Origin of the sequence: Lacinutrix jangbogonensis (assembly GCF_000797445.1) — a bacterium.
GTDB classification, from domain to species: domain Bacteria; phylum Bacteroidota; class Bacteroidia; order Flavobacteriales; family Flavobacteriaceae; genus Lacinutrix; species Lacinutrix jangbogonensis.
In genome coordinates, this window is the sequence record NZ_JSWF01000022.1 from 1 (window position 1) to 23,459 (window position 23,459).

At 32.4% G+C, this 23,459-nt stretch carries 22 protein-coding genes; 7 read left to right on the forward strand and 15 right to left on the reverse strand.

Going from position 1 to position 23,459, the window contains the following annotated elements; translation table 11 throughout:
* Nucleotides 1-31 precede the first annotated feature (31 nt).
* The 13 genes from RH82_RS05725 to RH82_RS05785 all read right to left on the reverse strand — a co-directional run bounded on the left by RH82_RS05725 (nucleotide 32) and on the right by RH82_RS05785 (nucleotide 16,023).
* Nucleotides 32-847: a prohibitin family protein gene (locus RH82_RS05725; RefSeq protein ID WP_034058967.1), complete on the reverse strand. Its 816-nt coding sequence runs from the start codon at nucleotides 845-847 to the stop codon at nucleotides 32-34.
* Between the two features lie 16 nt (nucleotides 848-863).
* Entirely contained in the window at nucleotides 864-2,897 is a 2,034-nt protein-coding gene (locus RH82_RS05730) for a vWA domain-containing protein (RefSeq protein ID WP_034058969.1), read from the reverse strand.
* A 72-nt stretch (nucleotides 2,898-2,969) separates the two neighbouring features.
* The gene (locus RH82_RS05735; RefSeq protein WP_156112425.1) at nucleotides 2,970-4,004 is read right to left on the reverse strand and encodes a hypothetical protein; all 1,035 of its coding nucleotides are present in this window, start codon (nucleotides 4,002-4,004) and stop codon (nucleotides 2,970-2,972) included.
* Between the two features lie 25 nt (nucleotides 4,005-4,029).
* Nucleotides 4,030-4,776 carry a 3-oxoacyl-[acyl-carrier-protein] reductase gene (gene fabG / locus RH82_RS05740; protein WP_034058972.1) on the reverse strand — a complete coding sequence of 249 codons (747 nt, stop codon included), beginning with the start codon at nucleotides 4,774-4,776 and terminating at the stop codon, nucleotides 4,030-4,032.
* A 279-nt stretch (nucleotides 4,777-5,055) separates the two neighbouring features.
* The gene (locus RH82_RS05745) at nucleotides 5,056-8,025 is read right to left on the reverse strand and encodes a M16 family metallopeptidase (protein WP_034058973.1); all 2,970 of its coding nucleotides are present in this window, start codon (nucleotides 8,023-8,025) and stop codon (nucleotides 5,056-5,058) included.
* Between the two features lie 189 nt (nucleotides 8,026-8,214).
* Nucleotides 8,215-9,087 (reverse strand): succinate--CoA ligase subunit alpha, encoded by an 873-nt coding sequence (gene sucD, locus RH82_RS05750; RefSeq protein WP_034058974.1) that lies wholly within the window; start codon nucleotides 9,085-9,087, stop codon nucleotides 8,215-8,217.
* A gap of 117 nt (nucleotides 9,088-9,204) precedes the next feature.
* Entirely contained in the window at nucleotides 9,205-9,612 is a 408-nt protein-coding gene (locus RH82_RS05755) for a nuclear transport factor 2 family protein (RefSeq protein WP_034058975.1), read from the reverse strand.
* Nucleotides 9,613-10,548 carry a UDP-3-O-(3-hydroxymyristoyl)glucosamine N-acyltransferase gene (locus RH82_RS05760; protein ID WP_034058977.1) on the reverse strand — a complete coding sequence of 312 codons (936 nt, stop codon included), beginning with the start codon at nucleotides 10,546-10,548 and terminating at the stop codon, nucleotides 9,613-9,615.
* 104 nt (nucleotides 10,549-10,652) lie between these two features.
* Nucleotides 10,653-11,219 (reverse strand): elongation factor P, encoded by a 567-nt coding sequence (efp, locus tag RH82_RS05765; protein ID WP_034058978.1) that lies wholly within the window; start codon nucleotides 11,217-11,219, stop codon nucleotides 10,653-10,655.
* Between the two features lie 19 nt (nucleotides 11,220-11,238).
* A complete protein-coding gene (gene lpxA, locus RH82_RS05770) occupies nucleotides 11,239-12,024 on the reverse strand; it encodes an acyl-ACP--UDP-N-acetylglucosamine O-acyltransferase (RefSeq protein WP_034058980.1) in 786 nt (261 codons plus the stop codon).
* Between the two features lie 188 nt (nucleotides 12,025-12,212).
* A complete protein-coding gene (locus tag RH82_RS05775) occupies nucleotides 12,213-13,619 on the reverse strand; it encodes a bifunctional UDP-3-O-[3-hydroxymyristoyl] N-acetylglucosamine deacetylase/3-hydroxyacyl-ACP dehydratase (protein WP_034058981.1) in 1,407 nt (468 codons plus the stop codon).
* On the reverse strand, nucleotides 13,606-14,634 hold the full coding sequence (gene lpxD, locus RH82_RS05780) for a UDP-3-O-(3-hydroxymyristoyl)glucosamine N-acyltransferase (RefSeq protein ID WP_034058982.1): 1,029 nt from the start codon (nucleotides 14,632-14,634) through the stop codon (nucleotides 13,606-13,608). The genes RH82_RS05775 and lpxD overlap by 14 nt, the downstream gene beginning before the upstream one ends.
* Nucleotides 14,635-14,799: 165 nt before the next feature.
* Nucleotides 14,800-16,023 carry an HD domain-containing protein gene (locus RH82_RS05785; RefSeq protein ID WP_034058984.1) on the reverse strand — a complete coding sequence of 408 codons (1,224 nt, stop codon included), beginning with the start codon at nucleotides 16,021-16,023 and terminating at the stop codon, nucleotides 14,800-14,802.
* A gap of 38 nt (nucleotides 16,024-16,061) precedes the next feature.
* Between RH82_RS05785 and porX the strand changes: the two genes are divergently transcribed.
* From porX to RH82_RS18610, 3 genes are all read left to right on the forward strand, one after another.
* Nucleotides 16,062-17,615 carry a T9SS response regulator signal transducer PorX gene (porX, locus tag RH82_RS05790; protein WP_034058985.1) on the forward strand — a complete coding sequence of 518 codons (1,554 nt, stop codon included), beginning with the start codon at nucleotides 16,062-16,064 and terminating at the stop codon, nucleotides 17,613-17,615.
* 346 nt (nucleotides 17,616-17,961) lie between these two features.
* Complete coding sequence (tsaE, locus tag RH82_RS05795; RefSeq protein WP_034058987.1) at nucleotides 17,962-18,372, forward strand: tRNA (adenosine(37)-N6)-threonylcarbamoyltransferase complex ATPase subunit type 1 TsaE; 411 nt, start codon at nucleotides 17,962-17,964, stop codon at nucleotides 18,370-18,372.
* 169 nt (nucleotides 18,373-18,541) lie between these two features.
* The gene (locus RH82_RS18610) at nucleotides 18,542-18,685 is read left to right on the forward strand and encodes a hypothetical protein (protein ID WP_164483828.1); all 144 of its coding nucleotides are present in this window, start codon (nucleotides 18,542-18,544) and stop codon (nucleotides 18,683-18,685) included.
* A gap of 65 nt (nucleotides 18,686-18,750) precedes the next feature.
* Here the strand turns inward: RH82_RS18610 and RH82_RS19000 are convergent, their stop codons facing one another.
* Nucleotides 18,751-18,882, reverse strand: coding sequence for a hypothetical protein (locus RH82_RS19000; RefSeq protein ID WP_262494852.1), 132 nt, complete (start codon nucleotides 18,880-18,882; stop codon nucleotides 18,751-18,753).
* A gap of 73 nt (nucleotides 18,883-18,955) precedes the next feature.
* Here RH82_RS19000 and RH82_RS18775 point away from each other — a divergent pair, with 73 nt between their 5' ends.
* The 3 genes from RH82_RS18775 to RH82_RS05810 all read left to right on the forward strand — a co-directional run bounded on the left by RH82_RS18775 (nucleotide 18,956) and on the right by RH82_RS05810 (nucleotide 20,950).
* A complete protein-coding gene (locus RH82_RS18775; RefSeq protein WP_241148011.1) occupies nucleotides 18,956-19,168 on the forward strand; it encodes a hypothetical protein in 213 nt (70 codons plus the stop codon).
* An 81-nt stretch (nucleotides 19,169-19,249) separates the two neighbouring features.
* Nucleotides 19,250-20,449, forward strand: coding sequence for an alanine dehydrogenase (locus RH82_RS05805; protein ID WP_034058989.1), 1,200 nt, complete (start codon nucleotides 19,250-19,252; stop codon nucleotides 20,447-20,449).
* 126 nt (nucleotides 20,450-20,575) lie between these two features.
* On the forward strand, nucleotides 20,576-20,950 hold the full coding sequence (locus RH82_RS05810) for a hypothetical protein (RefSeq protein WP_034059016.1): 375 nt from the start codon (nucleotides 20,576-20,578) through the stop codon (nucleotides 20,948-20,950).
* 160 nt (nucleotides 20,951-21,110) lie between these two features.
* On the opposite strand, the gene RH82_RS05815 is transcribed toward RH82_RS05810, so the two are convergent.
* A complete protein-coding gene (locus tag RH82_RS05815; RefSeq protein ID WP_034058990.1) occupies nucleotides 21,111-22,283 on the reverse strand; it encodes a proline dehydrogenase family protein in 1,173 nt (390 codons plus the stop codon).
* Nucleotides 22,284-22,376: 93 nt separating this feature from the next.
* Here RH82_RS05815 and aroB point away from each other — a divergent pair, with 93 nt between their 5' ends.
* Nucleotides 22,377-23,444 carry a 3-dehydroquinate synthase gene (aroB, locus tag RH82_RS05820; protein WP_034058992.1) on the forward strand — a complete coding sequence of 356 codons (1,068 nt, stop codon included), beginning with the start codon at nucleotides 22,377-22,379 and terminating at the stop codon, nucleotides 23,442-23,444.
* Nucleotides 23,445-23,459 lie beyond the last annotated feature (15 nt).

Below are 23,459 nucleotides of genomic sequence, written 5' to 3' on the forward strand. Positions count from 1 at the left end.
TTTTTTTTATATAATTTAAAATCTAGAGTCTCTACTGATTCCCTAAAATTATAGGCATCCCACTATCTCCAGAACCAATAACAATTATTTTACTATTAGGTGACTCTGCCAATTTAACGGTAGCTTCTATACCTTTGTCTTGCAAAATTTTATCAGTTAATGAAGCACTCAAAATTCTATTAGATTCAGCCTTTCCTTTTGCTTCAATAATTACTTTTTCAGCTTCTTTTGCAGCAGTTACTAATCTAAACTCATATTCTAAAGATTCTTGCTCTTGATTTAATTTTCGTTCAATAGCATCTTTAATTGTTTTTGGTAAGGTAATATCTCTTATTAAAATTTCATTTAATTGAACGTATTGTTTATCAAGAATTTTTTTTGTTTCCACATAAATTTCATCTTGAATAGCATCACGTTTGTCACCATATAAATCATCTGGAGTATAACGCCCAATAACACTACGAGCAGCAGAACGAATAGCTGGCTGTATAACACGTTGTAAGTAACCTTGTCCTAAAGATTGGTGAAGATTACCTAATTGATTATAAACTGGCTCATACCAAGCAGAAGCATCAATTTGAATTTCTAATCCATTAGATGATAACACTTTCATTTTTTCAAATAACTCTTGTTGACGTACTTCATAAACATATACCTTATTCCAAGGTGCTACTATATGAAAACCCTCTCCCATAGGTGGCTCATCGATAACTACTCCATCTCCAAAAGTCTCAAAAAGGACTCCTGCCTCTCCAGAATCTATAGTAACAGCAGATTTTGCGAATAGAAATACTAATAGTATTACTCCTATAATTATTGGCAATCCAATTTTTGGTAATTTTTCCATTTTATTTATTTATTATTTATATTAATCCGTTATATTTTCTCATAAACCACTCTATTGCAAGTGTTAATGCTATTAGCGCAAGAAGGTATTTCCAATCGATTAAAGGTACGATATTTTTATTGCTTTTTTGTATTGGTTTATAACGATTATCCTCTGCTAATTCATTTATTAGTGTATTATAATTACTCACAAAATAATTGGCTCCATTACTCTGGTCTGCAATTGCTTTTAATTTTGAAACATTCGCATTTAAAAATTGCTGCTCAATATTATACTCTAATATTTTAAAATTACCAGATTTTGAAATGTTTTCATTGGCTGCCTTTACTGTAAAGGCATATTCTGAAGCTGGTAAAGTACTTAAGTCTACTTGGTAGTTATTATTCTTTAAGATAAAAGGAATTGTTTTGGACGTTTTACTTATTTTATCTGTTACTATAATTTTAAGACTTTCGTTAACGTCAAACTCATAGTTTTTATTAAAGAATTGAGCAGATATTACTATATTACTGCTGCCTTGGTAAAACGATTCGTAGTCTAAGTTTAATCGGTTTTTTCGTTTATTAGAGGCAAGGTATTGAATTAATTTTCCTGTAAAATTATCGAAAGCATTAAAACTCTTAGTGTTAATAAAACTTTGCGCTCTCCATTTCCAAAGATTCTCTCCAAATAAAACAGCTTCCCGTCTTCCATTAATTTCAAAAGTGGCCAATAATGGTTCTTCTGTATTTATCGCTCCTACTTTTTTATATAAAATACTTTCGAAAGGCACAGAAAAAGTAGGCGCTCCAAAATTAGCTAATAGCGGTGGGAATGAGTCAAAATCCAAATCGTCGATAATAAACGAACTGTAGTTTACATTAAGTATTGGTTGATAATCTTCGGTTTGCGAAGTGATATCATGCTGATAATTTTCACTAACTGTATTCAAGAAATTGAAGTCCGTTTTAGGCCCAGCAATTACTAATTTGTTTTTATTCTGAAGTTTTAAAGCCTCAAACAAGCGTCTAAATGTATTGTTTGGATTATAGACTATAACTAATTGTAAATCATTTAATTGCTCAATGGCATCTTGTGGGTTTAAGAATATCACTTTACGCTGTTCGTTAGTTTCAATACTCTTTTTAAGCATGCCCAAATCTGGATGTAACACAGCACTAACAATCGCTACTTTTGTTTTTTCGTCTACAACTTCTACTGCAAAATTCTTACTGTTATTGGCTTTGTTTTTCTCTGTCGCAATAGGTATTATACTTGCACTGTAACTTTTTACGCCAACACTATTTGCTGGTAATGTGAAATTTAAAAATTTAGAATTATCAGTTTCTGAGAAACTTAAATTCTTAGAATACACAGTGTTTTTTCCAGAAGTAACTACAAATTTAGTGTTTACGTTTTCCGCTCCATTGTAAACCAAAATGACTTCAACAGGGAATTTGTTTTTCAAAAACGCATACTTATTTACGTTAAGCTGTTTCAGTTGTAAATCTAAATAGCGTGCGGTATCACCCACAACTATTGAATATATTGGCTGATTGTATTTTTTAGCGGTATACTCATAATCGTTTCCGTAGGTTTGATTACCATCGGAAATAATAATGGTTGGAGAAACGGTTCTTTTATATACTTGATTTAACTCTTTAAAAGCCTTATCTATATTGGTTTGATTCTCTGTAAACGATAATGAATCTGAGGTGTTAAGTGTATTTCCAAAGGAAAACACATCGATATTAAACTTATTTCTTAATGTTTCATTACTACTAATACGTTGTACTATTTTTGTAACATTCTCTTCTTGGTTTAAATATTTAATCGAATTAGAGTTATCGATAGCTATTACGAGGTTTGGTTTTTCGTTATAAACGTTTATTTGCTCAAACTTAGGGTTGATAAGTAATAACAGCATACCAAAAATGCTTAAAAAGCGTAAAAGAGCAAAAACTGAATTTTTTTTCGATGCTCCTTTTGACTTGTATTTATATTGGAATAGCGCTAATAAAAGCGCTACAATTCCAGCAAGTATAATTAATAATAGTGTTTGTGTAGACAAAGTTACTTATTGATTAATTCTTTAAATTTTAATCATCAAAAAAATGACTGCTAGTCTGTTTATATTACTAGATTATTTTTTTAATGCCTTTTTAATTTTACTATTAATATCCTTAATATGTCTTGATTTTAAATTGTATGAAGACAACATTCCAGCTACATAGTTACGATATACGATCTCACCGGTCTTAGAATTAATAATGTGAACGAATTTCTGAGAATTAACCCTAACGAAACGCAGATAATAAAATTCCTCTCCTGCTAGTATTCTTCTATCAATTTCGTTTTCATCTTGAAATTCAAATTTATGCTCATAACTTTCAAAAACCTTATCGAAACCATCTTTATCCTTGGTGCTTTTCATCTTCCAAGGATTAAATTTAATTAAATGATAATTTGGTATGTACAAGGTCTTTTTTGCAAGTTTCTTTAATTCTGGCAGAAAATCATTTTCATACATCCAATATTCCTCGCCGTCCTTTAATTGATTATTAACTTTCTGAAAGTAATTCTTAAGAAATCCAGATTTATAATTATAGAAAACATCTTTACTATAAATAGTATCCATAATAACAGATGATTTTGAACTTAATGCTGTAGGCAGGAAATTATCTTTTGGAAACAAATCTACTCTCGCTAAATTCTCTTTATTAGAACTTATCGCTTTTCTTAGTCTCTTTTTATACTTCTTACTACTTTTCTTCAACTTACTTAAATCCTTTGTTAAACTTTCTGTATCAAGCATAAAAAACTTAATATATATGTATAAATAGTCTACAATAGCACCCGATTTCATTCGTTTTTCTACATGATGTCCTTCTAAATTTGCAAAAGAATATTTACCGTTGTTGTAATCAAGTATCTTAAAATCTTTACGATTCATTAATTTATAAGGCGTAACATTCCAAGAATCACTTAGTATTTTCTCGTAAGTAGCACTATCAATAATATCTGATAACACAAATATAGTTTCCGTTCCTTTAAATTTATCTAAGCGCCCTTTTGGGAAATTTTTAGAAGTTCCAATATGTCTTGGACCAATACTTACTTGGGCACTCATAGTTGATAGCATAAATAAGCATGCTAAAAATAATAATTGTTTTTTCATATAATATATTGAATTAACGCCTTGATTAAGTTAACATTCCACCATCAACATTCAGCGTTTGCCCGGTAATATATGCAGACATGTCGCTAGCTAAAAACACACAAACATTTGCAATATCTTCTGGTGTTCCGCCACGTTTTAAAGGGATTGCATTACGCCATGATTTAACCGTTTCTTCATCTAACTTTGCAGTCATTTCTGTTTCTATAAAACCTGGTGCAATGACGTTACTTCTAATATTTCTTGATCCCAATTCTAAAGCTACAGATTTAGAAAAACCAATAATTCCAGCCTTAGATGCTGCGTAATTAGTTTGCCCAGCATTTCCTTTAACACCAACCACAGAACTCATATTAATAATAGAACCTTTACGTTGCTTAAGCATTGGACGCATTACAGCTTTTGTCATGTTAAAAACAGATTTTAAGTTCACTTCAATTACTTTATCGAAGTCTTCTTCTGCCATTCTCATTAACAAATTATCCTTTGTAATTCCTGCATTATTAATTAAGATATCGATACTACCAAATTCCGCTAAGACATCTTCAGCTAATTTTTGAGCTTCGTCAAAACTTGCTGCATTACTCTTATATCCTTTTGCTTTAACACCTAAAGCGTTTAATTCTATTTCTAATGCGTTTGCTGCTTCTACAGATGAACTGTAAGTAAATGCGACGTTCGCTCCTTGTTGTGCAAATACTTCTGCTATACCTTTTCCAATACCTCTACTTGCTCCTGTAATTATAGCTGTTTTACCTTCTAAAAGTTTCATATGTATCTATTTATTGTTTTTATAAGTCACATGCTGTTCGCTATTAGTCATTCCGTTAGGCGATAAACTTTTTAGCTTGCGCGTTTCATATAAAAATTGGTTTTGTTACGTTTCCGATAGTTTTCGGAAGATTTATTTTTAGTAAATCAAATATAGTAATTACTAGGTTCTTCGGAATAAAAAAACCTCATAAATTATAGTATTTATGAGGTTTTAATAAAATGGATTCCTGCCTTACTGAAACAAGTTCAACTCAAGACTTAATAATAAAAAAGTTTGTTACAGCTTAACCTCTTCGGCTTTTTCGTAGTTAAATAGATAATCGATATCCATCTCTTGCACTTCACCTAATTTTTTAAGTGCAGAAAAATCAATATCATTTTTATTACCAACAACCATTACATTATAGTTTTCACCTTTAATGTTTTTATTGAAAAAAGCACGCAAATCGGCCATTGTCATGTTTTGAATAGCATTGTACATTTCTTCGCGATTGTCCTTATCTATTCCCAACTTCTGAAGTCTTTCATAATTCCAGAATATATTTGATTTCGTGATACGTTGTGCTGCTAACTTCTTTAACGTCGCTTCTTTTGCAGCATTAAATTGCTCTTCGGCTTCAGGCATATCATTCATTAAATCCATCATAGCTTCAACCGCTTGTGGCATTTTATTAGCTTGAGTTCCAATGTAAGCCATAACATAATTAGCATCGTCTTTTTTCCTTGCCATTGAATAATTAGACCAAGCAGAATATGCTAAAGACTTAGATTCACGGATTTCTTGAAATACAATTGAAGATAAACCTCCTCCAAAATACGTATTAAACAATGTAGAAGCTGCCATGTTTTCTGGCTTAAAAGGCTCTCCTTTTGCTAAAAACATCATCTCACTTTGCACCATATCGTAATCTACAAAATAAACGTTACCTCCAGTTTCTTTCTCTGTATAAACCATAGTCTCCGGATAATCAGCTAATTTCTCTGGCACATTATGGAATGTATTTAAAGCGTCTACTGCTCCATCTACATCCTTTCCGTAGTAAAAAATACGTTGATTATAGCTCTTTAAGTTTTTTGTTAAATCTACAAGTTCTTGAGGGTCTATTTCTCCTAATTCGCTAACAGATATAATGTTTCTTAATCTTGAATTCTCACCATACTTCGCGTAATTCATTAAACCAGAGCGTAAAATACTACCTTTATTTGTTTTGTTATTTTGTCTTCCTTTGGCAATAGATTCTACATACTTATCGTAAGCTTCTTTATTTGGTACAGCATTTTCCCAAAGCTGTTCTAATAACTCTAACCCTTTTGGTAAGTTTTCTTTTAATCCGCTTAAACCAACAAAAGTTTGCTCTCCTCCTGCATTTACAGAATAATCGATTCCTAATTTATAGAATTCTTTCTTTAAAGCTTCTGGTGCATACTTTTCAGTTCCTAAATACTCTAAAAAACCAACTGCTAATCCTAATTTTTTATTGCTATCACTTCCCATATCAAAAATGATATTCATAGTAAATAAATCGTTAGTTTCATTCTCTATATAAGAGACACTTAAACCGTTGTTAGTCTCTGTCTTTTTTATGGCTGAAGCATAATCAACATATAAAGGCGCTAGAGGCTTTGATTTCTTAGCATTAAAGGCTTTTATATAGTCTGAAGATTGATCTCTATTAAGTTTTACAGGTGTTATTCCTGGATTAGAAACTTTTACAATACTGTTATCTTCACCTTTACGCTTATAAGTTACAACGTAATTATCTTTGTAAAATGTGTTTGCAAAATCTACTAATTCCTGTTTTGAGATTTTCTTTATATCGTTTAAGAAACTAACTTTATCATTCCAATCTACTCTATGAATAAAAGCATCGAAATAAGCTGAAGCTAGTGCTGTACTGCTTTCGTATTGCTGTAACTGAGATTTTTTTAAATCGTTTACTACAGCTTCAATCATCCAATCTTCAAATTCTCCTTTTTTAAGTTTTTCAATCTGTTCTAAAATTAAATCTTTTACTTCGTCTAAAGACTGACCTTCTTTTGGAGCGCCAGAAAAACTATGGTAACCATAATCGTTTAAGAAGGTTGGGCTGCAACTTGCATATTGCACTAATTGCTTCTGATTTAAATTTAAATCGATTAATCCAGCGTTTCCATTTGCTAAAATCATGTCGCAAAGCGTCACTAATTTTTCTTCTTTAGAATTTACTGCCGCTGCACGATATGCTATAGAAACACTCTCTGATGTTGGCCCGAAAACCTCTGTAGTTAACACACTAGTTATAGGTTGCTCTTTTGGCAACGTAGGATGTGTTACTTCTTTACGTTTAAGTTTTCCAAAAGTCGCTTCAACTTCCGTAATGGTAGCATCGAAATCTAAATCTCCAACTAGTACCATTGCCATATTGTTAGGCACATAATATTTGTCGAAATAGTTATTAATATCTACTAAAGACGGGTTTTTTAAGTGTTCTGCTGTACCTATTGTTTTTTGTTGCCCATAAGGGTGATTAGGAAACAAACCATCAAGCATTGCCGCATAACGTTTTCTTCCATCGCTATCTTGCCCACGATTAAACTCTTCGAAAACCGCTTCTAATTCTGTATGAAATAAACGCAGTACTAATTGACTAAAGCGCTCTTCTTCTAACGCTAACCATTTACTTAGCTCATTCGCGGGGATTTTATTTTTATAAACAGTTTCCTCAAACCAAGTGTGCGCATTAGTACCTGTTGCCCCCAATGAACTCGTCATCTTGTCGTACTCATTAGCAACAGAGTAGTTAGAAGCTTCTAAAGACACCTTATCAATTTCTCTGTAAAGCTCTAATTTTTTGTCAAGATCTGTTTCAGCTCTGTGCTGCTCATATAAATCTGAAATTTTATCTAAATAAACCTTTTCTTTTTCATAGTCTATCGTTCCAATTTCATCGGTACCTTTAAAAACCATGTGCTCAAGATAGTGAGCTAGTCCTGTAGATTCTTTTGGATCATAGTTAGAACCTGCCCTTACAGCAATGTAGGTTTGTATTTTAGGTTCATCTGTGTTTTTACTCATATACACTTTTAGACCATTGTCTAAAGTATATAAACGTAGACCTGTTGGATCGTTCTCTACGGTTTCGTATGCAAATCCGCTAGCATCTGTAAGGCTTTCTACATTGTAAGCCATTGTTTTGTTGCTTTCTTCTTTACAACTATATACTAAAGCTATAAGTAAAAGAATAACAACCAATCTTAAGTTTTTCATTTTTGGTTTTTTTGATTAGTTAAAAATTTATATAGAACTGAACCGAGTTCAATATTCATTTTAAAGACTAGTTATCTTTAAAACAAAAAAGTTCGTTAGCTAATGTACAGCCAACGAACTTATAACGTTATTATATTACAAATACTTTAACAGAATTAAACTATTAAAATATAGAATCACTTAAAGTTTCTATCCTAAAACTTCAGCAACTTTTTTACCAATTTCAGCAGGAGAATCTACTACATGGATTCCACAACTTCTCATAATTTCTTTTTTAGCTTGTGCAGTATCATCACTTCCTCCAACAATTGCTCCAGCATGTCCCATTGTACGTCCTGCAGGTGCAGTTTCTCCAGCAATAAAACCAATAATTGGTTTTTTACTTCCACTAGCTTTGTACCAGTTTGCAGCATCTGCTTCCAATTGCCCACCAATTTCACCTATCATTACTACACATTCTGTAGCTGGATCGTTAATTAATAACTCAACTGCTTCTTTTGTTGTCGTTCCAATAATTGGATCACCACCAATACCAATTGCAGTGGTAATACCTAAACCTTGTTTTACAACTTGATCGGCAGCTTCATAAGTTAATGTTCCTGATTTTGAAACGATACCAACTTTACCTTGCTTGAAAACAAAGCCTGGCATAATACCAACTTTAGCTTCACCTGGAGTAATAACTCCTGGACAGTTAGGGCCTATTAATCTACAATCTTTTCCTTTTATGTAATCTGATGCGACAATCATATCTGCAACAGGAATTCCTTCTGTAATACAAATAATGACTTTAATTCCTGCATCTGCAGCTTCCATAATAGCATCTGCAGCAAAAGCTGGTGGCACAAAAATAATTGTTGTGTCTGCTCCTGCTTTTGTAACAGCTTCTTCAACTGTATTAAAAACGGGTCTATCTAAGTGCGTTTGACCTCCTTTTCCTGGAGTTACTCCACCAACAACATTTGTTCCGTATTCCATCATTTGTCCAGCATGAAATGTTCCTTCACTACCAGTAAATCCTTGAACTATAATTTTCGAATCTTTATTTACTAAAACGCTCATTTGTATGTTTTTTGTCCCATTGTCTTTACAGACATTTCCCAAAGGGAAACAAAAATGGATTTGTTTTTATTTATTTACCACAAAAGTAAGTTTTTGGTGGCTAATTTTTAAATGAATTTATAACTTTATTTCTGAAAATGAATTTGATTCTAAAGTTTTATCGTCGGCTTGATGACTTATTTCATGACAACGATACAATTTATCATCTTTTAACTCCCAAATAGATATGAAATGCGCCAATGCAACTTCATGATCAGGGTTTTCTATAGTTTGAGCATATAATGTATGCCTGCTAGTTACAAACTCATTATCTTCTAAGAGATGACTACGTTGGAATCTTAAAGTATTATATGATTTTCGAGTGCCTTCAAAAAAATCAACAATATCATTATATTTTAAAACCATATAGCCATGACTACTATTCCAATGCATTTCGCAATCCTTGTGAAAAAACTTGGGTACAATATTGGAATCGTTGGCTAAATCTGAATCATAAAAGGCTTTAACAATTTCTTTTGCTGACATCTATAAGTTTTTTAATTTTTCAAGAATTTCAGGGATTTTTCTAATCGCTGCAATTTCTTTGTATTTACTTCTAAAATCATCTGCAGGAACACCAAAATAACTTTTATGACCTTCTAACGATTTACTTACTCCTGCTTTTGCAGAAATCACTGCTTTTGTTCCAATGGTTATTCCACTGGTGACTCCTACTTGACCCCAAATAGTAACTTCATCTTCAATGATTACACAACCTGCAATGCCTACTTGCGATGCAATTAAGCATTTTTTTCCAATTACGGTATCATGTCCAACTTGGATTTGATTGTCTAATTTAGAGCCTTCTCCTATAATAGTATCTCCTGTAACACCCTTGTCAATTGTACAAAGCGCTCCTAAATCTACATTGTTTTCAATAATTACGCGTCCACCAGATTTTAATCGATCATAACCTGCTGGTCTCTTTTTATAATAAAACGCACTGGCTCCTAATATTGTGCCAGCATGAATAGTAACGTGGTCTCCAATAATGGTATCATCATAAATACTAACATTAGAATGAATAATACAGTTATCACCTATTACTACGTTATTACCTATAAAGCAATTAGGTTGAATAATTGTATTTTTTCCAATTTTAGCAGATGATGCGATTGCAACATTGGACGTTTGGAATGGTTTAAAATATTGTGTTAGTTTATTAAAATCGCGAAAAGGGTCGTCGCTTATTAAAAGTGCTTTCCCTTCTGGACAGGCCACATCTTTGTTAATCAAAACAATAGTAGCCGCAGATTGTAATGCTTTATCGTAATACTTAGGATGATCTACAAATACAATATCACCCGGTTCAACGACGTGAATTTCATTCATTCCTAAAACCTGAAAATCTTCTGCTCCCACAAAATCACAACCGATTATTTGAGCAACTTGTTTTAAAGCTTGTGGATTTGGAAATTTCATTTTTTTTCAGTGTTCAGTGTTCAGTGTTCAATGTTCAGTATTCAGTATTCAGCGCTCAGTGTTCTCATTTTGGGTGAACTGCAAACTGAAGACTATCTACTATTTTATTCTTTTACACGCTCTTTATACGTTCCTTTTTCTGTTTCAACTTTAATTTTATCACCTTCATTAATAAATAAAGGTACATTTACTGTTGCTCCAGTTTCTACCGTAGCTGGCTTTGTAGCATTTGTTGCTGTATTTCCTTTTACTCCAGGTTCGGTTCCAGTAACTTCTAAAACAACACTAGCGGGTAACTCTACAGATAAAGGCGCATCGTCTTCAGCATTAATTGTCACTGTAACAACCTGACCCTCTTTCATTAACTCAGGCTTATCTAAAGCCGCTTCTATTAACTGGATTTGAGTGTAATCTTCATTATTCATGAAATGATAGAAATCACCATCGTTATATAAAAATTGAAATTTATGAGTCTCTACACGCACATCTTCTAATTTGTGACCTGCAGAAAATGTATTATCTAAAACTTTTCCGTTGGTAACACTTTTCATTTTTGTTCGCACAAAGGCAGGGCCTTTTCCTGGCTTTACATGCAAAAATTCAATAATTTTATAAATATCATTATTGTATTTAATACATAATCCGTTTCTTATATCTGAAGTACTAGCCATAATTTCTAATTTTGCTTTATTAATTTGATTTGAAGTAACCTTTCATTATACCACGATGAGAATTCTTAATAAATTGAAGAATTTCGTCGCGTTCTGTAGTTGCTTGCATTTCTGCTTCTATAATACTAGCAGCTTGTGTATTGTTATAATTTTTTTGATATAATATTCTAAAGATATCTTGAATCTCTCTAATTTTCTCTGTTTTGTAACCTCTTCGTCTTAACCCTACAGAGTTAATACCAACATAAGATAAAGGTTCGCGACCAGCTTTTACAAAAGGCGGTACATCTTTTCTTACTAAAGATCCTCCAGTAACAAATGCATGATTTCCTACAGAACAAAATTGGTGCACAGCAGTCATTCCTGCTAGTATTACATAATCACCTATTGTAATATGTCCTGCTAGTGTACTATTATTTGAAAATATACAGTTATTACCAACAATACAATCGTGTGCAATATGGCAATATGCCATTATTAAACAATTATCTCCAATAACGGTTTTCATTCTATCTGTTGTACCTCTGTTTATGGTAACACATTCTCTAATAGTAACATTATTACCAATAATAGTTAAAGTATCCTCATCATCGTACTTTAGATCTTGTGGTACAGCAGAAATTACAGAACCTGGAAAAATACTGCAGTTTTTACCAATACGTGCACCTTCCATAATGGTTACATTACTTCCAATCCAAGTACCTTCTCCTATGGTAACGTTATTATAAATAGTTGTAAAAGGCTCAATAACCACATTTTTTGCGATTTTTGCACCTGGATGTACGTATGCTAAAGGTTGGTTCATTTTTGTAATATTATTTTAAGCTATAAAAATGTGTTCGCTTTTATTGTTTCTTGTTGAAAAATGATCAAGATTTGCTCGGTTCATTTTTGTAATATTATTTTAAGCTGTAAAAATGTGTTAGTACGATACACTTTATACAAATCCCATATATTCATGAATTTTCAGCCTTTCGTATTAGTTTAATACTATTATTTTATTTTAGATATTTGCGCCATCAGTTCGGCTTCAGCACATAGTTTCCCGTTTGCATACGCATAACCTTGCATGTGACAAATACCTCTTCTAATGGGTGATATTAATTCACATTTAAAAATTAAGGTATCTCCTGGTACTACTTTTTGTTTGAACTTTACTTTATCCATCTTCATAAATAAGGTTAAGTAATTTTCTGGATCTGGAACAGTACTTAATACTAGAATCCCACCTGTTTGCGCCATAGCCTCAACAATTAAAACACCCGGCATTACTGGTGAACCTGGAAAGTGACCTCTAAAAAACTCTTCGTTCATGGTCACGTTTTTCATACCAATAACCTTACTATTTGTTAATTCGAAAACCTTATCTAATAGTAAAAAAGGTTGTCTATGTGGCAACATTTCCATTATTTGATTGACGTCCATTAATGGTGGCTGATTTAAATCTATCTCAGGAACGTTATTTCGTCTTTCGTTTTTAATTAACTTAGACATTTTCTTTGCAAACTGAGTGTTTACAAAGTGTCCAGGTTTATTGGCAATTACTTTTCCACGCAAACGTGTTCCTATTAATGCTAAATCTCCAATGACATCTAACAACTTGTGTCTCGCTGCTTCATTAGGATGGTGCAAAGTTAAATTATCAAGAATGCCATTAGGCTTTACTGCTATTTTATCTTTATTGAAAGCAACTTGCAACTTCTCCATTGTTTCTGGTGACAGTTTTTTGTCAACATAAACAATAGCATTGTTTAAATCACCTCCTTTTATTAGACCGTGTTCTAAAAGCGATTCTAATTCGTGCAAAAAACTAAAAGTACGAGAGTCGGATATATCCTTTTTAAAATCTGATAAACGATTAAGCGTAGCATTTTGAGTTCCTAAGACCTTAGTTCCAAAATCTACCATTGTAGTGACTTGGTATTGTTTTGCAGGCATTATTAATATCTCACTACCAGATTCTTCGTCTACATAAGAAATAACATCTTTTACAACATATTCTTCACGAAAAGCTTCTTGCTCTACAATACCTGCTTTTTCAATAGCCTCAACAAAGAATTTTGAGGAACCATCCATAATTGGGGGCTCAGAGTTATCTAATTCTATAATTGCATTATCGATATCTAAACCTATAAATGCTGCTAAAACATGCTCACATGTTTGAATGGTTACACCATTTTTTTCTAAACAAGTACCACGTTGCGTATTGGTAACGTAGTTAGCATCTGCTTCAATTATTGGACTACCTTCAAGATCAATACGTTTAAAAGAGAATCCAGAATTTGCTGGAGCAGGCTTAAAAGTTAAGGTAGCCTCTCGTCCTGTATGCAAACCAACACCAGTTAAAGACACTTCTTTATCTATGGTTTTTTGTCTAATTTCGGAATTAACTATTGCCATTTTCTTTTTTTTCTAATTCGTTTATAGTTTTTGCTAGTTTAGGTAAGTTTTTAAAACAAATGTAAGATTTGTTCCAGTCACCATAACCAAAAGCTGGTGAGCCTTGCAACACTTCATTATCTTTTACATTCTTTCCTATTCCAGACTGTGCTTGTATGCTAACATTATTACCAATTACCAAATGTCCTGTAAAACCTACTTGACCACCAATTTTGCAATTTTCGCCAATTTTAGTAGAACCAGCAATACCAGTTTGTGCTGCAATTACTGTGTTTTTACCAATTTCGACATTATGACCAATTTGAATTTGATTATCCAATTTAACACCTTTTCTAATGATTGTAGAACCTAAAGTGGCTCTATCTATTGTAGTTACTGCTCCAACGTCTACAAAGTCTTCTAATATTACATTTCCTATTTGCGGTACTTTATAAAACTCTCCGTCTTGATTTGGTGCAAAACCAAATCCATCTGCTCCAATTATTGCTCCAGAATTTATAACACAGTTTTTACCGATAATGCAGTCCGAATAAATTTTTGCTCCAGCAAACAATACTGTATCATTGCCAATAACTACATTATCTCCAATGTAACTACCAGGGAAAATTTTTACATTATCACCAATACTTACATGCTCTCCAATGTATGAAAATGCACCAACATAAATATCTTTTCCTGTTGATGCTGATTCTGAAATAAACGATGGTTGCTCTATTCCAAACTTATTAAGTTTTACTTGATTGTAATATTCTAAAATTTTTGAAAATGACTCATAAGCATCGTCAACCTTAATTAAGGTTGTTGTAATTGGTTGCTCTGGTACAAAATTTTTATTTACAATTGCAATAGATGCTTTTGTACTATATATATATGGCGTGTATTTAGGATTGGCTAAAAAGGTTAAAGCACCTTCTACACCTTCTTCTATTTTTGATAATTTAGAAACTTCCGCTTGTGGATTCCCAACAATGTCTCCTTCTAAAATACCAGCTATTTGTTCTGCTGTAAATTTCATCTCTCGCAAAAATAGAAAAAATGTACCATATATTGTAAGTTGTTTAAGAGTTGTTTGTTTCTATTAAAGAGAAAAGCCTCTCAGTCATAGGTTGCACCGTTATTATTTATGTTTTTTTATTTATAAATATGTTAAAACACCGTGGCTTTAAACTAATACGCCAAACTATTCTTTAGGATAACAAATGTAATATTTAGTCACAGGTTTAGCCAGAGCCTTTAGATTTAATTGGTCGCTAGCTTTTACTATGTCTTCAATTTTCCCGTTTTTGTGTAAAATACTAATACCTTGTTTTTTTCTAGTGTACGCTTGATTTGAAATTTTTCCAGTGAATACAAAATATTCAGCTTCTGCCTCAGAAATAGAATACTTTTCCATTAATTCTTTTTTATGTCGAATCAATAAAGAAGGTTTAATCTCATTTTTCTTGATTTTAACTTTCAGTAAATCTCTATTAATAATCATCCCACAGAGGTTTTTCAATACAAAATCACTATGATATTGCCATTCTTTCATTGCTGAAACAATATCATAATCATCTAATTTTGAAAAGGTTTCAAGACTTTCAGTATTAAAATTATCAAGGGATATCTCTTCATTTAAAAAATACTGAAGCGGTTTACTAGCCGGTAGCTCCTCACCTCTTTTCGTTAATTCTTTAGCGCGTTTTAGCACTCTAATTAACAATTGTTCTGCTGTTAAACTTGTTTTATGCAAATACACTTGCCAATACATTAATCGCCTGGCAACTAAGAATTTTTCTATGCTATAAATACCTTTATCTTCGACAACTAATTTATCATCCTTTACATTAAGCATAGTAATTAAACGCTCGCTGTTAATATTTCCTTCGGCAACTCCTGTGTAAAAACTATCACGCTTTAAATAATCTGCTCTATCCATATCTATTTGGCTAGAAATAAGCTCGCACATAAACTGTCGCGGATATTCGCCTTTAAATATTTGTATCGCCAACGTTAAATCGTTGTTAAATTCCGTATTCAATTTCTCCATAAAAAGCATAGAAATATGCTCATGAGAAACACCATTAACAATACTATGCTCCATAGCATGAGAGAATGGTCCGTGACCAATATCGTGTAACAATATAGCTATATAGAGTGCGTTTTTCTCTTCTTCAGAAATTTCAACACCTTTAAAACGAAGTACTTGAACAGCTTTTTGCATTAAATGCATACACCCAATAGCATGATGAAAACGTGTGTGGTGAGCACCTGGATAAACAAGGTAGCTCATTCCCATTTGAGTGATACGACGAAGCCTCTGGAAATAACGATGTTCGATTAAATCGAAAATTAAAGAATTAGGGATTGTAATAAATCCGTAAATTGGGTCGTTTAATATTTTAAGTTTGTTACTTTTCTGCAAACTGATAATTTTTCAATGATTTAGATAAACAAATATACATGGATAAAATAAAAATACTTTGGGTTGACGACGAAATCGATTTACTAAAACCACATATTATCTTTTTAGAGCTAAAAAACTACAAAGTTACCAAATGTAATAGCGGCACTGAAGCCTTAGAAATTTTAGAAGAAGAAAAATTCGACATTGTGTTTTTAGACGAAAACATGCCTGGACTTACAGGTTTGGAGACGCTTAATGAAATAAAAGAAAAGCAAGACACGCTTCCTGTGGTTATGATTACCAAAAGTGAGGAAGAATATATAATGGAGGAAGCTATTGGTAATAAAATTGCCGATTACCTTATTAAACCTGTAAATCCGAATCAGATTTTACTCAGTTTAAAGAAGAATTTAGACCATTCACGACTAGTTTCAGAGAAAACAACCTCTAATTACCAGCAAGAGTTTAGAAAAATTGCTATGGATCTGGCCATGGTAAATAGCTACGAAGAATGGGTTGCTCTCTACCAAAAACTTATTTACTGGGAAATGCAACTGGAAGATATTGAAGATTCTGGGATGTTTGAGATTTTGGAATCACAAAAAAACGAAGCCAATGTTCTTTTTGGAAAGTTTATTGACAAAGAATACCCTTCTTGGTTTCAACCTAATGTAGATGCACCAACATTATCTTACAATTTATTTAAAGACAAAATAGCACCAGAACTAAGTAAAGAGCAACCAACACTTTTAGTAGTGGTCGATAATTTACGTTACGACCAATGGAAAGCTTTTGAGCCTTTTATAACCAACCATTACAAAAAAGAAAAAGAAAGTGCCTTTTTTAGTATTCTACCTACCGCTACGCAATATGCTAGAAACGCCATTTTCTCAGGACTAATGCCTAGTGATATGGAAAAACTTCATCCTGAATATTGGAAAAATGATTTAGATGAAGGTGGTAAAAACATGCATGAAAACGATTTTCTAAAAGCGCAAATGAAGCGTTTAGGACTTTCAAACTATAAGCACGAGTATTACAAAATTACCAACTTAAGAAATGGCAAGAAATTAGCAGATAATTTTAAAGGCACTAAAGACAATGATTTAACGGTTGTCGTTTACAACTTTGTAGATATGTTATCGCACTCTAAAACAGAAATGGATGTTGTAAAAGAATTAGCTTCTAATGATAAGGCGTATCGTTCTCTTACGCAGAGTTGGTTTAAAAACTCTCCGCTTTTAGAAATGATTCAGCAAGCGCAACACATGGGCTTCAAATTAATTATAACTACAGATCATGGTACTATTAATGTAAAGAACCCATCTAAAGTTATTGGAGATCGCGATACGAGTTTAAACTTACGTTACAAAACAGGACGTAGTTTAAGCTACGAAAAGAAAGATGTTTTGGCCGCTAAAGACCCAAAAACCATCCTCTTGCCCTCTATGTCTATGAACAGCTCTTTTATTTTTGCTAAAAGTGATTTGTTTTTTGCGTATCCAAATAACTACAATCATTATGTAAGTTATTACAGGAACACTTATCAACATGGAGGTGTTTCGTTAGAAGAAATGATTATTCCTTTCGTGGTATTGAATCCGAAATAATAGTCCAGGTCATTGCTAAGGTGTTTCGATTATAATTGAATAACTGTGGTTTATGCTCTGCATTTACTAAACCCAATAAAAAACAATAGCAAAAATGGGTAATCTCATGAATTGCACTGAGTTTCGTAGCGTTCGACAGAGATACAGAGAGAGAGACCATAGTTAATTAATAAAGTCCGATTACGGACATTGAAATTTATTAAAATAAGTCCATTAATCAGATTGCCACGTCCAGCGTCCTCGCAATGACAAATCCTTTTGGCTTTTTGGATTTTTTTAGTTTTATGGATTTAAGATTTCTGTAATTATGTTTTTGTTATTTAGAATTTACATTTAATTTTGTGTTATGCTGGAAATAGAATACACATTAAAAGATATAGATCATGTTGCAAAGCAAATTTTAGAACATGCAACTGCTAAAGCATTTCTCTTTAAAGCCGAAATGGGAGCTGGTAAAACAACTCTAATAAAAGCTTTAGTTAAAGCTTTAGGCTGTAATGATACTGTTAACAGTCCAACTTTTTCTTTAGTCAATGAGTACCAATCTGAGACTGAAACTATTTATCATTTTGATTTATACCGTTTAGAAGACGAAAGCGAGCTTTACGATTTTGGTTTTGAAGACTATTTAAACACCAATGCCCATCTATTTATAGAATGGCCAGAATTAGCAAAAAGCATGTTTGATAATTATCACAGTATTGAAATTGAATTAATAAATGGCACTTCTAGAACTCTAAAAATGACAAAAAAGTGAAATTTTAACACTTTTTTTTCGCTTCAAAAGGTCCTTTTTCGAGGGTTTTACGGTGTTTACCGTAATGAAAAAGAGCAAAAAAGCTTTTTTTAACATAATTTTAACATTTAGCGTAAAATGCGAATAGAGTTTTATTTAGATTTGAGTAATTAATCTAAATCCCTACCAAATGAAAACAAAAAAATATTTACTCGCATTAGCACTTTTCGGAGGCGTTTTATTTACAGCAAACGCAACGAATATTATTGATTTAAATGACCAAATAGAAACACAAATTGATAAATCAAAAGTCAAAGTTCCAACACATGGATAAAAAAAAATAATTATAGGTTCTATTTTAGCTACCATTATAGCTTTAACACCTTTTTATTTCCAATTTTATAAAAGTGTTCCAGAAACTAAAATCTGGGACACTTTTCTATTTACATATAACAGCAGTGGTTTTGAAAATGCAAACACTGCAATTTGGTTATTATCTGGTAAAATAATACCTCTACTACTACTTATCATTTGGTTTTTCACCAATAGACATTGGTGGTATCATTCACTATTAGTTCCAATAGGACTTTACATCTACCAAATTATGGGTATTTTGAATGATGATGTTACCTATGTAGACGAGCTTAATGTTTTGTACCTACTTCCAATAATGATCATGGTAATACCTTCAATTTATTTATTAAGAGCTCGTATTTTTAACAAAATAAATACCGTTAATAAATCTGCTCAAGATTTTGAAGATGAACTAAAGTTTAAACCTAAAAATATTTTAGGGAAAATGAAACAGTTTTTCTAATCGTATTCATTAATACCTTTTAATGATTGTTAATTTATTATTTATTCGTAATTTGAATGTTTGAAAAACGAATAGCAACACATGGCAAAATCCATTACTCCATTTTCTAAGGCACAACTCTTGCCACAAGAAGAAACTTTAGAAATTTTAAAGCAGAAAAGCTCACTATTTATTGGAATCCCAAAGGAAACAGCTTTTCAAGAAAAGCGCGTTTGCTTAACTCCAGATGCTGTTTCGGCTATTGTAAATAATGGCCATCGTGTACTTGTAGAATCTGGCGCAGGAAAAGGTTCGAAATTTAGCGATAAAGATTACAGCGAAAATGGTGCAGAAATAACCAACGATGCTGCTAAGGTTTATGGTTGCCCAATGATTTTAAAAGTAGAACCACCTACTCTCGAGGAATTGAAATTAATAAATCCGCAAACCGTACTCATTTCAGCTTTACAATTAAAAACACAATCTAAAAAATATTTTGAAACACTAGCAAGCAAGCGCATTACAGCGCTAGCTTTCGAATTTATTCGCGACGATGATGGCGCTTATCCTGCCGTTCGTGCATTAAGCGAAATTGCTGGAACTGCTGCAGTATTAATTGCTTCAGAATTATTAAGTAATACAACAAATGGTAACGGTTTAATGTTTGGTAATATTAGTGGTGTTCCACCAATAGAAGTTGTTATTCTTGGCGCAGGAACCGTTGGTGAATTTGCTGCTAGAAGCGCTATTGGCCTAGGTGCAAATGTGAAAATATTTGATAATTCTATTACCAAGCTGCGCTGTGTACAAACAAACTTAGGTAGAACACTTTATACGTCTACTATTCAACCAAAGCATCTAAAAAAAGCTCTAAAACGCTGTGATGTAGTTATTGGAGCCGTTCGCGGCAAAGACCGTTCTCCAGTAATTGTTACAGAAGATATGGTAGAGCAAATGAAAAAAGGAGCCGTAATTATAGATGTGAGTATAGATATGGGTGGCTGTTTTGAAACTAGCGATGTTACCACACATAAACATCCAGTGTTCGAGAAACATGGTGTTATACATTATTGTGTGCCTAATATTCCTGCACGTTACTCACGAACAGCATCTTCTACTATAAGTAACATTTTTACTCCATATTTGCTTAAAATTGGCGAAGATGGTGGTTTAGAACACTCACTACGTATGGATCATGGACTTAAAAACGGGCTCTACTATTACCATGGTATTTTAACCAATCGCGCTGTTGGCGAATGGTTTGACATGAATTATAACGATATAAATCTTCTAATTTTCTAAATTCTACTTTAAATAGTTTTTTACTATAATAAATGAGATTTATTTACCAATTTTGTACGATAATTGGTTTTCAAATGCATTTTGATAATTTTAATGTACCAAATTGAAAGCAAGAATATATATTCAATGAGTTTACTTAAAAGGTTTGGTTATTATTTTGGAGGTTTTGCAATAGGCTTGGTACTTTTAGCCTTTTTTTTAAATGGAAAAAACGCCTCTTGCGATTATGGTCCAGATGCTAGAGTACTAAAGAATATAAGAAACAAATCTTTAGTATATTCTGCTGATGCAGAATTATTTATGACTTCAAAAGGTATCGATACTACTAAAATAAATTATATTTTATTTAAGGGCGATATTAACTTTTCTAAAAGCGATACTAGAAAAAAACCTTGTGGGCTTTATTTTGTTGAAGGTAATATAGATGGTTTAGATACTGGCCTTACCATAGAAAACTGCGAAACTACTGCTACGTTAAAGTCCGTAGAGTTTTTAGATTAATCGCAAAAAACTCTTCTAGACTCTACCTTGAGGTTTCCGTTGAAATTGTCATTCCCATGAAAATGGGAATCTAAACTACAGGATTTTATTTTTTTATATATAAGAAAACAAGGTATTCACTCCAGCAAGGCTTTCTCTAGGATAGAATCAAAAAAAAAAATTATTTTTTTCTACGTTTACGTTCTTTCTTAATCAAAGACAATTCGCGACTTGTTTGTCCTGCAACAGACGTGTTTTCTTCAGCACGACGAATTAAGTAAGGCATCACATCTTTTACAGGTCCAAAAGGCAAATATTTTGCTACATTATAGCCTCTTTTAGCAAGATTAAAACTAATATGGTCGCTCATACCGTACAACTGCCCAAACCAGACACGGTTATCTTCTTTACTAATATTTAAGGTTTCCATTAATTCTAAAGCCATATACGTGCTTTCTTCATTATGTGTTCCAATAAATAAAGAAATTGCATCAAGGTTATCTAAAATATAACGTTGGCACTTATTAAAATTATCATCGGTAGTTTTCTTGTCTTTACAAATTGGAGAATCATAACCTTTTTCTTGCGCTCTTTCACGCTCTTTTTCCATATAAGCACCACGAACAATTTTAAATCCTAGTGTATAACCTTTTTCTTTTGCACGCTCATGGCAAGCCTTTAAATAATCGAATCTATCCCAACGATAGGCTTGTAAGGTATTGTAAACAATAGGCTTATCTATATTATATACAGCCATCATTTCTTCGATTAAGTCATCTGCTGCATCTTGCATCCAACTTTCTTCTCCATCAATTAACACTTCTACATCTTTAGATTTTGCCAAACTACAAAGTGTATTAAAACGTACTACTACCCTATTCCATTCGTCATTTTCTTTAGTGGTAAAAGTCTTTCCTTCTCCTTTCTTCTGAAATAAAGAAAAGCGCCCTAAACCAGTAGGTTTAAAAACAACGATTGGCATGGCTTCTTTTTCATCTGAAAATTCAATAATCTTTGCTAAACGTGCTGTCGCTTCATCAAACTGTTGTTCTGAAGCTTTACCTTCAACCGAATAATCTAATACAGAACATACTCCTGCGGAAAACATCTTATCTATAGCTGGCAAACAATCTTCCTCGTTTATACCACCACAAAAATGATCGAAAACAGTAGCTCTTATTAAACCTTCCACCGGCAATTTAGCGTTTAAAGCAAAACGTGTCGCCACTGTACCAATACGAACCAAAGGTTCATTAGCTATCATTTTAAATAAAAAATAAGCACGCTCTAGTTGAGAATCACTTTTTAAAGAGAAAGCGACTTCTGTATTATCGAATATGTTTTTTGATGTCATTATAAACAAATAATTATTTATACAAATATAAATTAACTAAGTTATATTTCTTCAAAAAGGTCTTACTTTTACGCGATATTAATTTACTTTTTAATGACTTCAATTACAACCCAAGGTTATACTATTCATTTTAATAATAACGGTTATACAGCACTAAATCAACACTTAAAGGATTCTAATTATTCTAAAGTTTTTATTTTATGTGATACCAATACAAATATAGATTGCGTTCCTATTTTTCTAGCAAATATAGATACTGATATTGACTACGACATTTTAGAAATTGATCCAGGAGAAGAATCTAAAAACCTAGACATTAGTTTAGGTCTTTGGGAAACTTTGTCTGAATACGGAGCAGACAGAAAAAGTGTTATTATTAATATTGGCGGTGGAGTTGTTACAGATTTAGGCGGCTTTGTTGCTTCAACATTTAAACGTGGAATAGATTTTATAAACATCCCAACATCACTATTAGCAATGGTTGACGCTTCCGTTGGTGGAAAAACAGGAATAGACTTAGGGCATTTAAAAAATCAAATTGGTGTTATTAATACTCCAAAAATAATTGTAGTTGATACTTCATTTTTAGAAACCTTACCGCAATTAGAAATGCGCTCTGGTTTGGCCGAAATGCTAAAACATGGTTTAATCTACGATGAAAACTATTGGAATAGACTTCAAGATTTATCACAATCTACTTTAGAAGATTTAGATGCTTTAATATATGAGTCTATTATAATAAAAAAGACCATTGTTGAACAAGACCCAACAGAACAAGGTTTGCGCAAGACTCTAAATTATGGTCATACTTTAGGTCATGCTATAGAATCTTACTATATGGAGAACGCTAATAAAGAACGCCTACTGCATGGAGAAGCTATTGCTATTGGTATTATACTAGCCAATTATCTTTCGGTTAAATATTGTGGTTTTTCCGAAGAGAAAAACAACTCTATTAAACGTGTTATTAAGGCTATTTATGGTCATGTAGACATTAATAAAGCAGACCACTCGCCTATTATCGAACTTTTAAAATACGATAAAAAAAACGAGCATGGCAATATTAATTTTGTGCTTCTAGAAACTATAGGCAAACCAAAAACAGACTGTAAAGTAGACAATGAGGTTATCCTAGAAGCTTTTAAATTTTACAACGCATAACACGATTTGTAATTA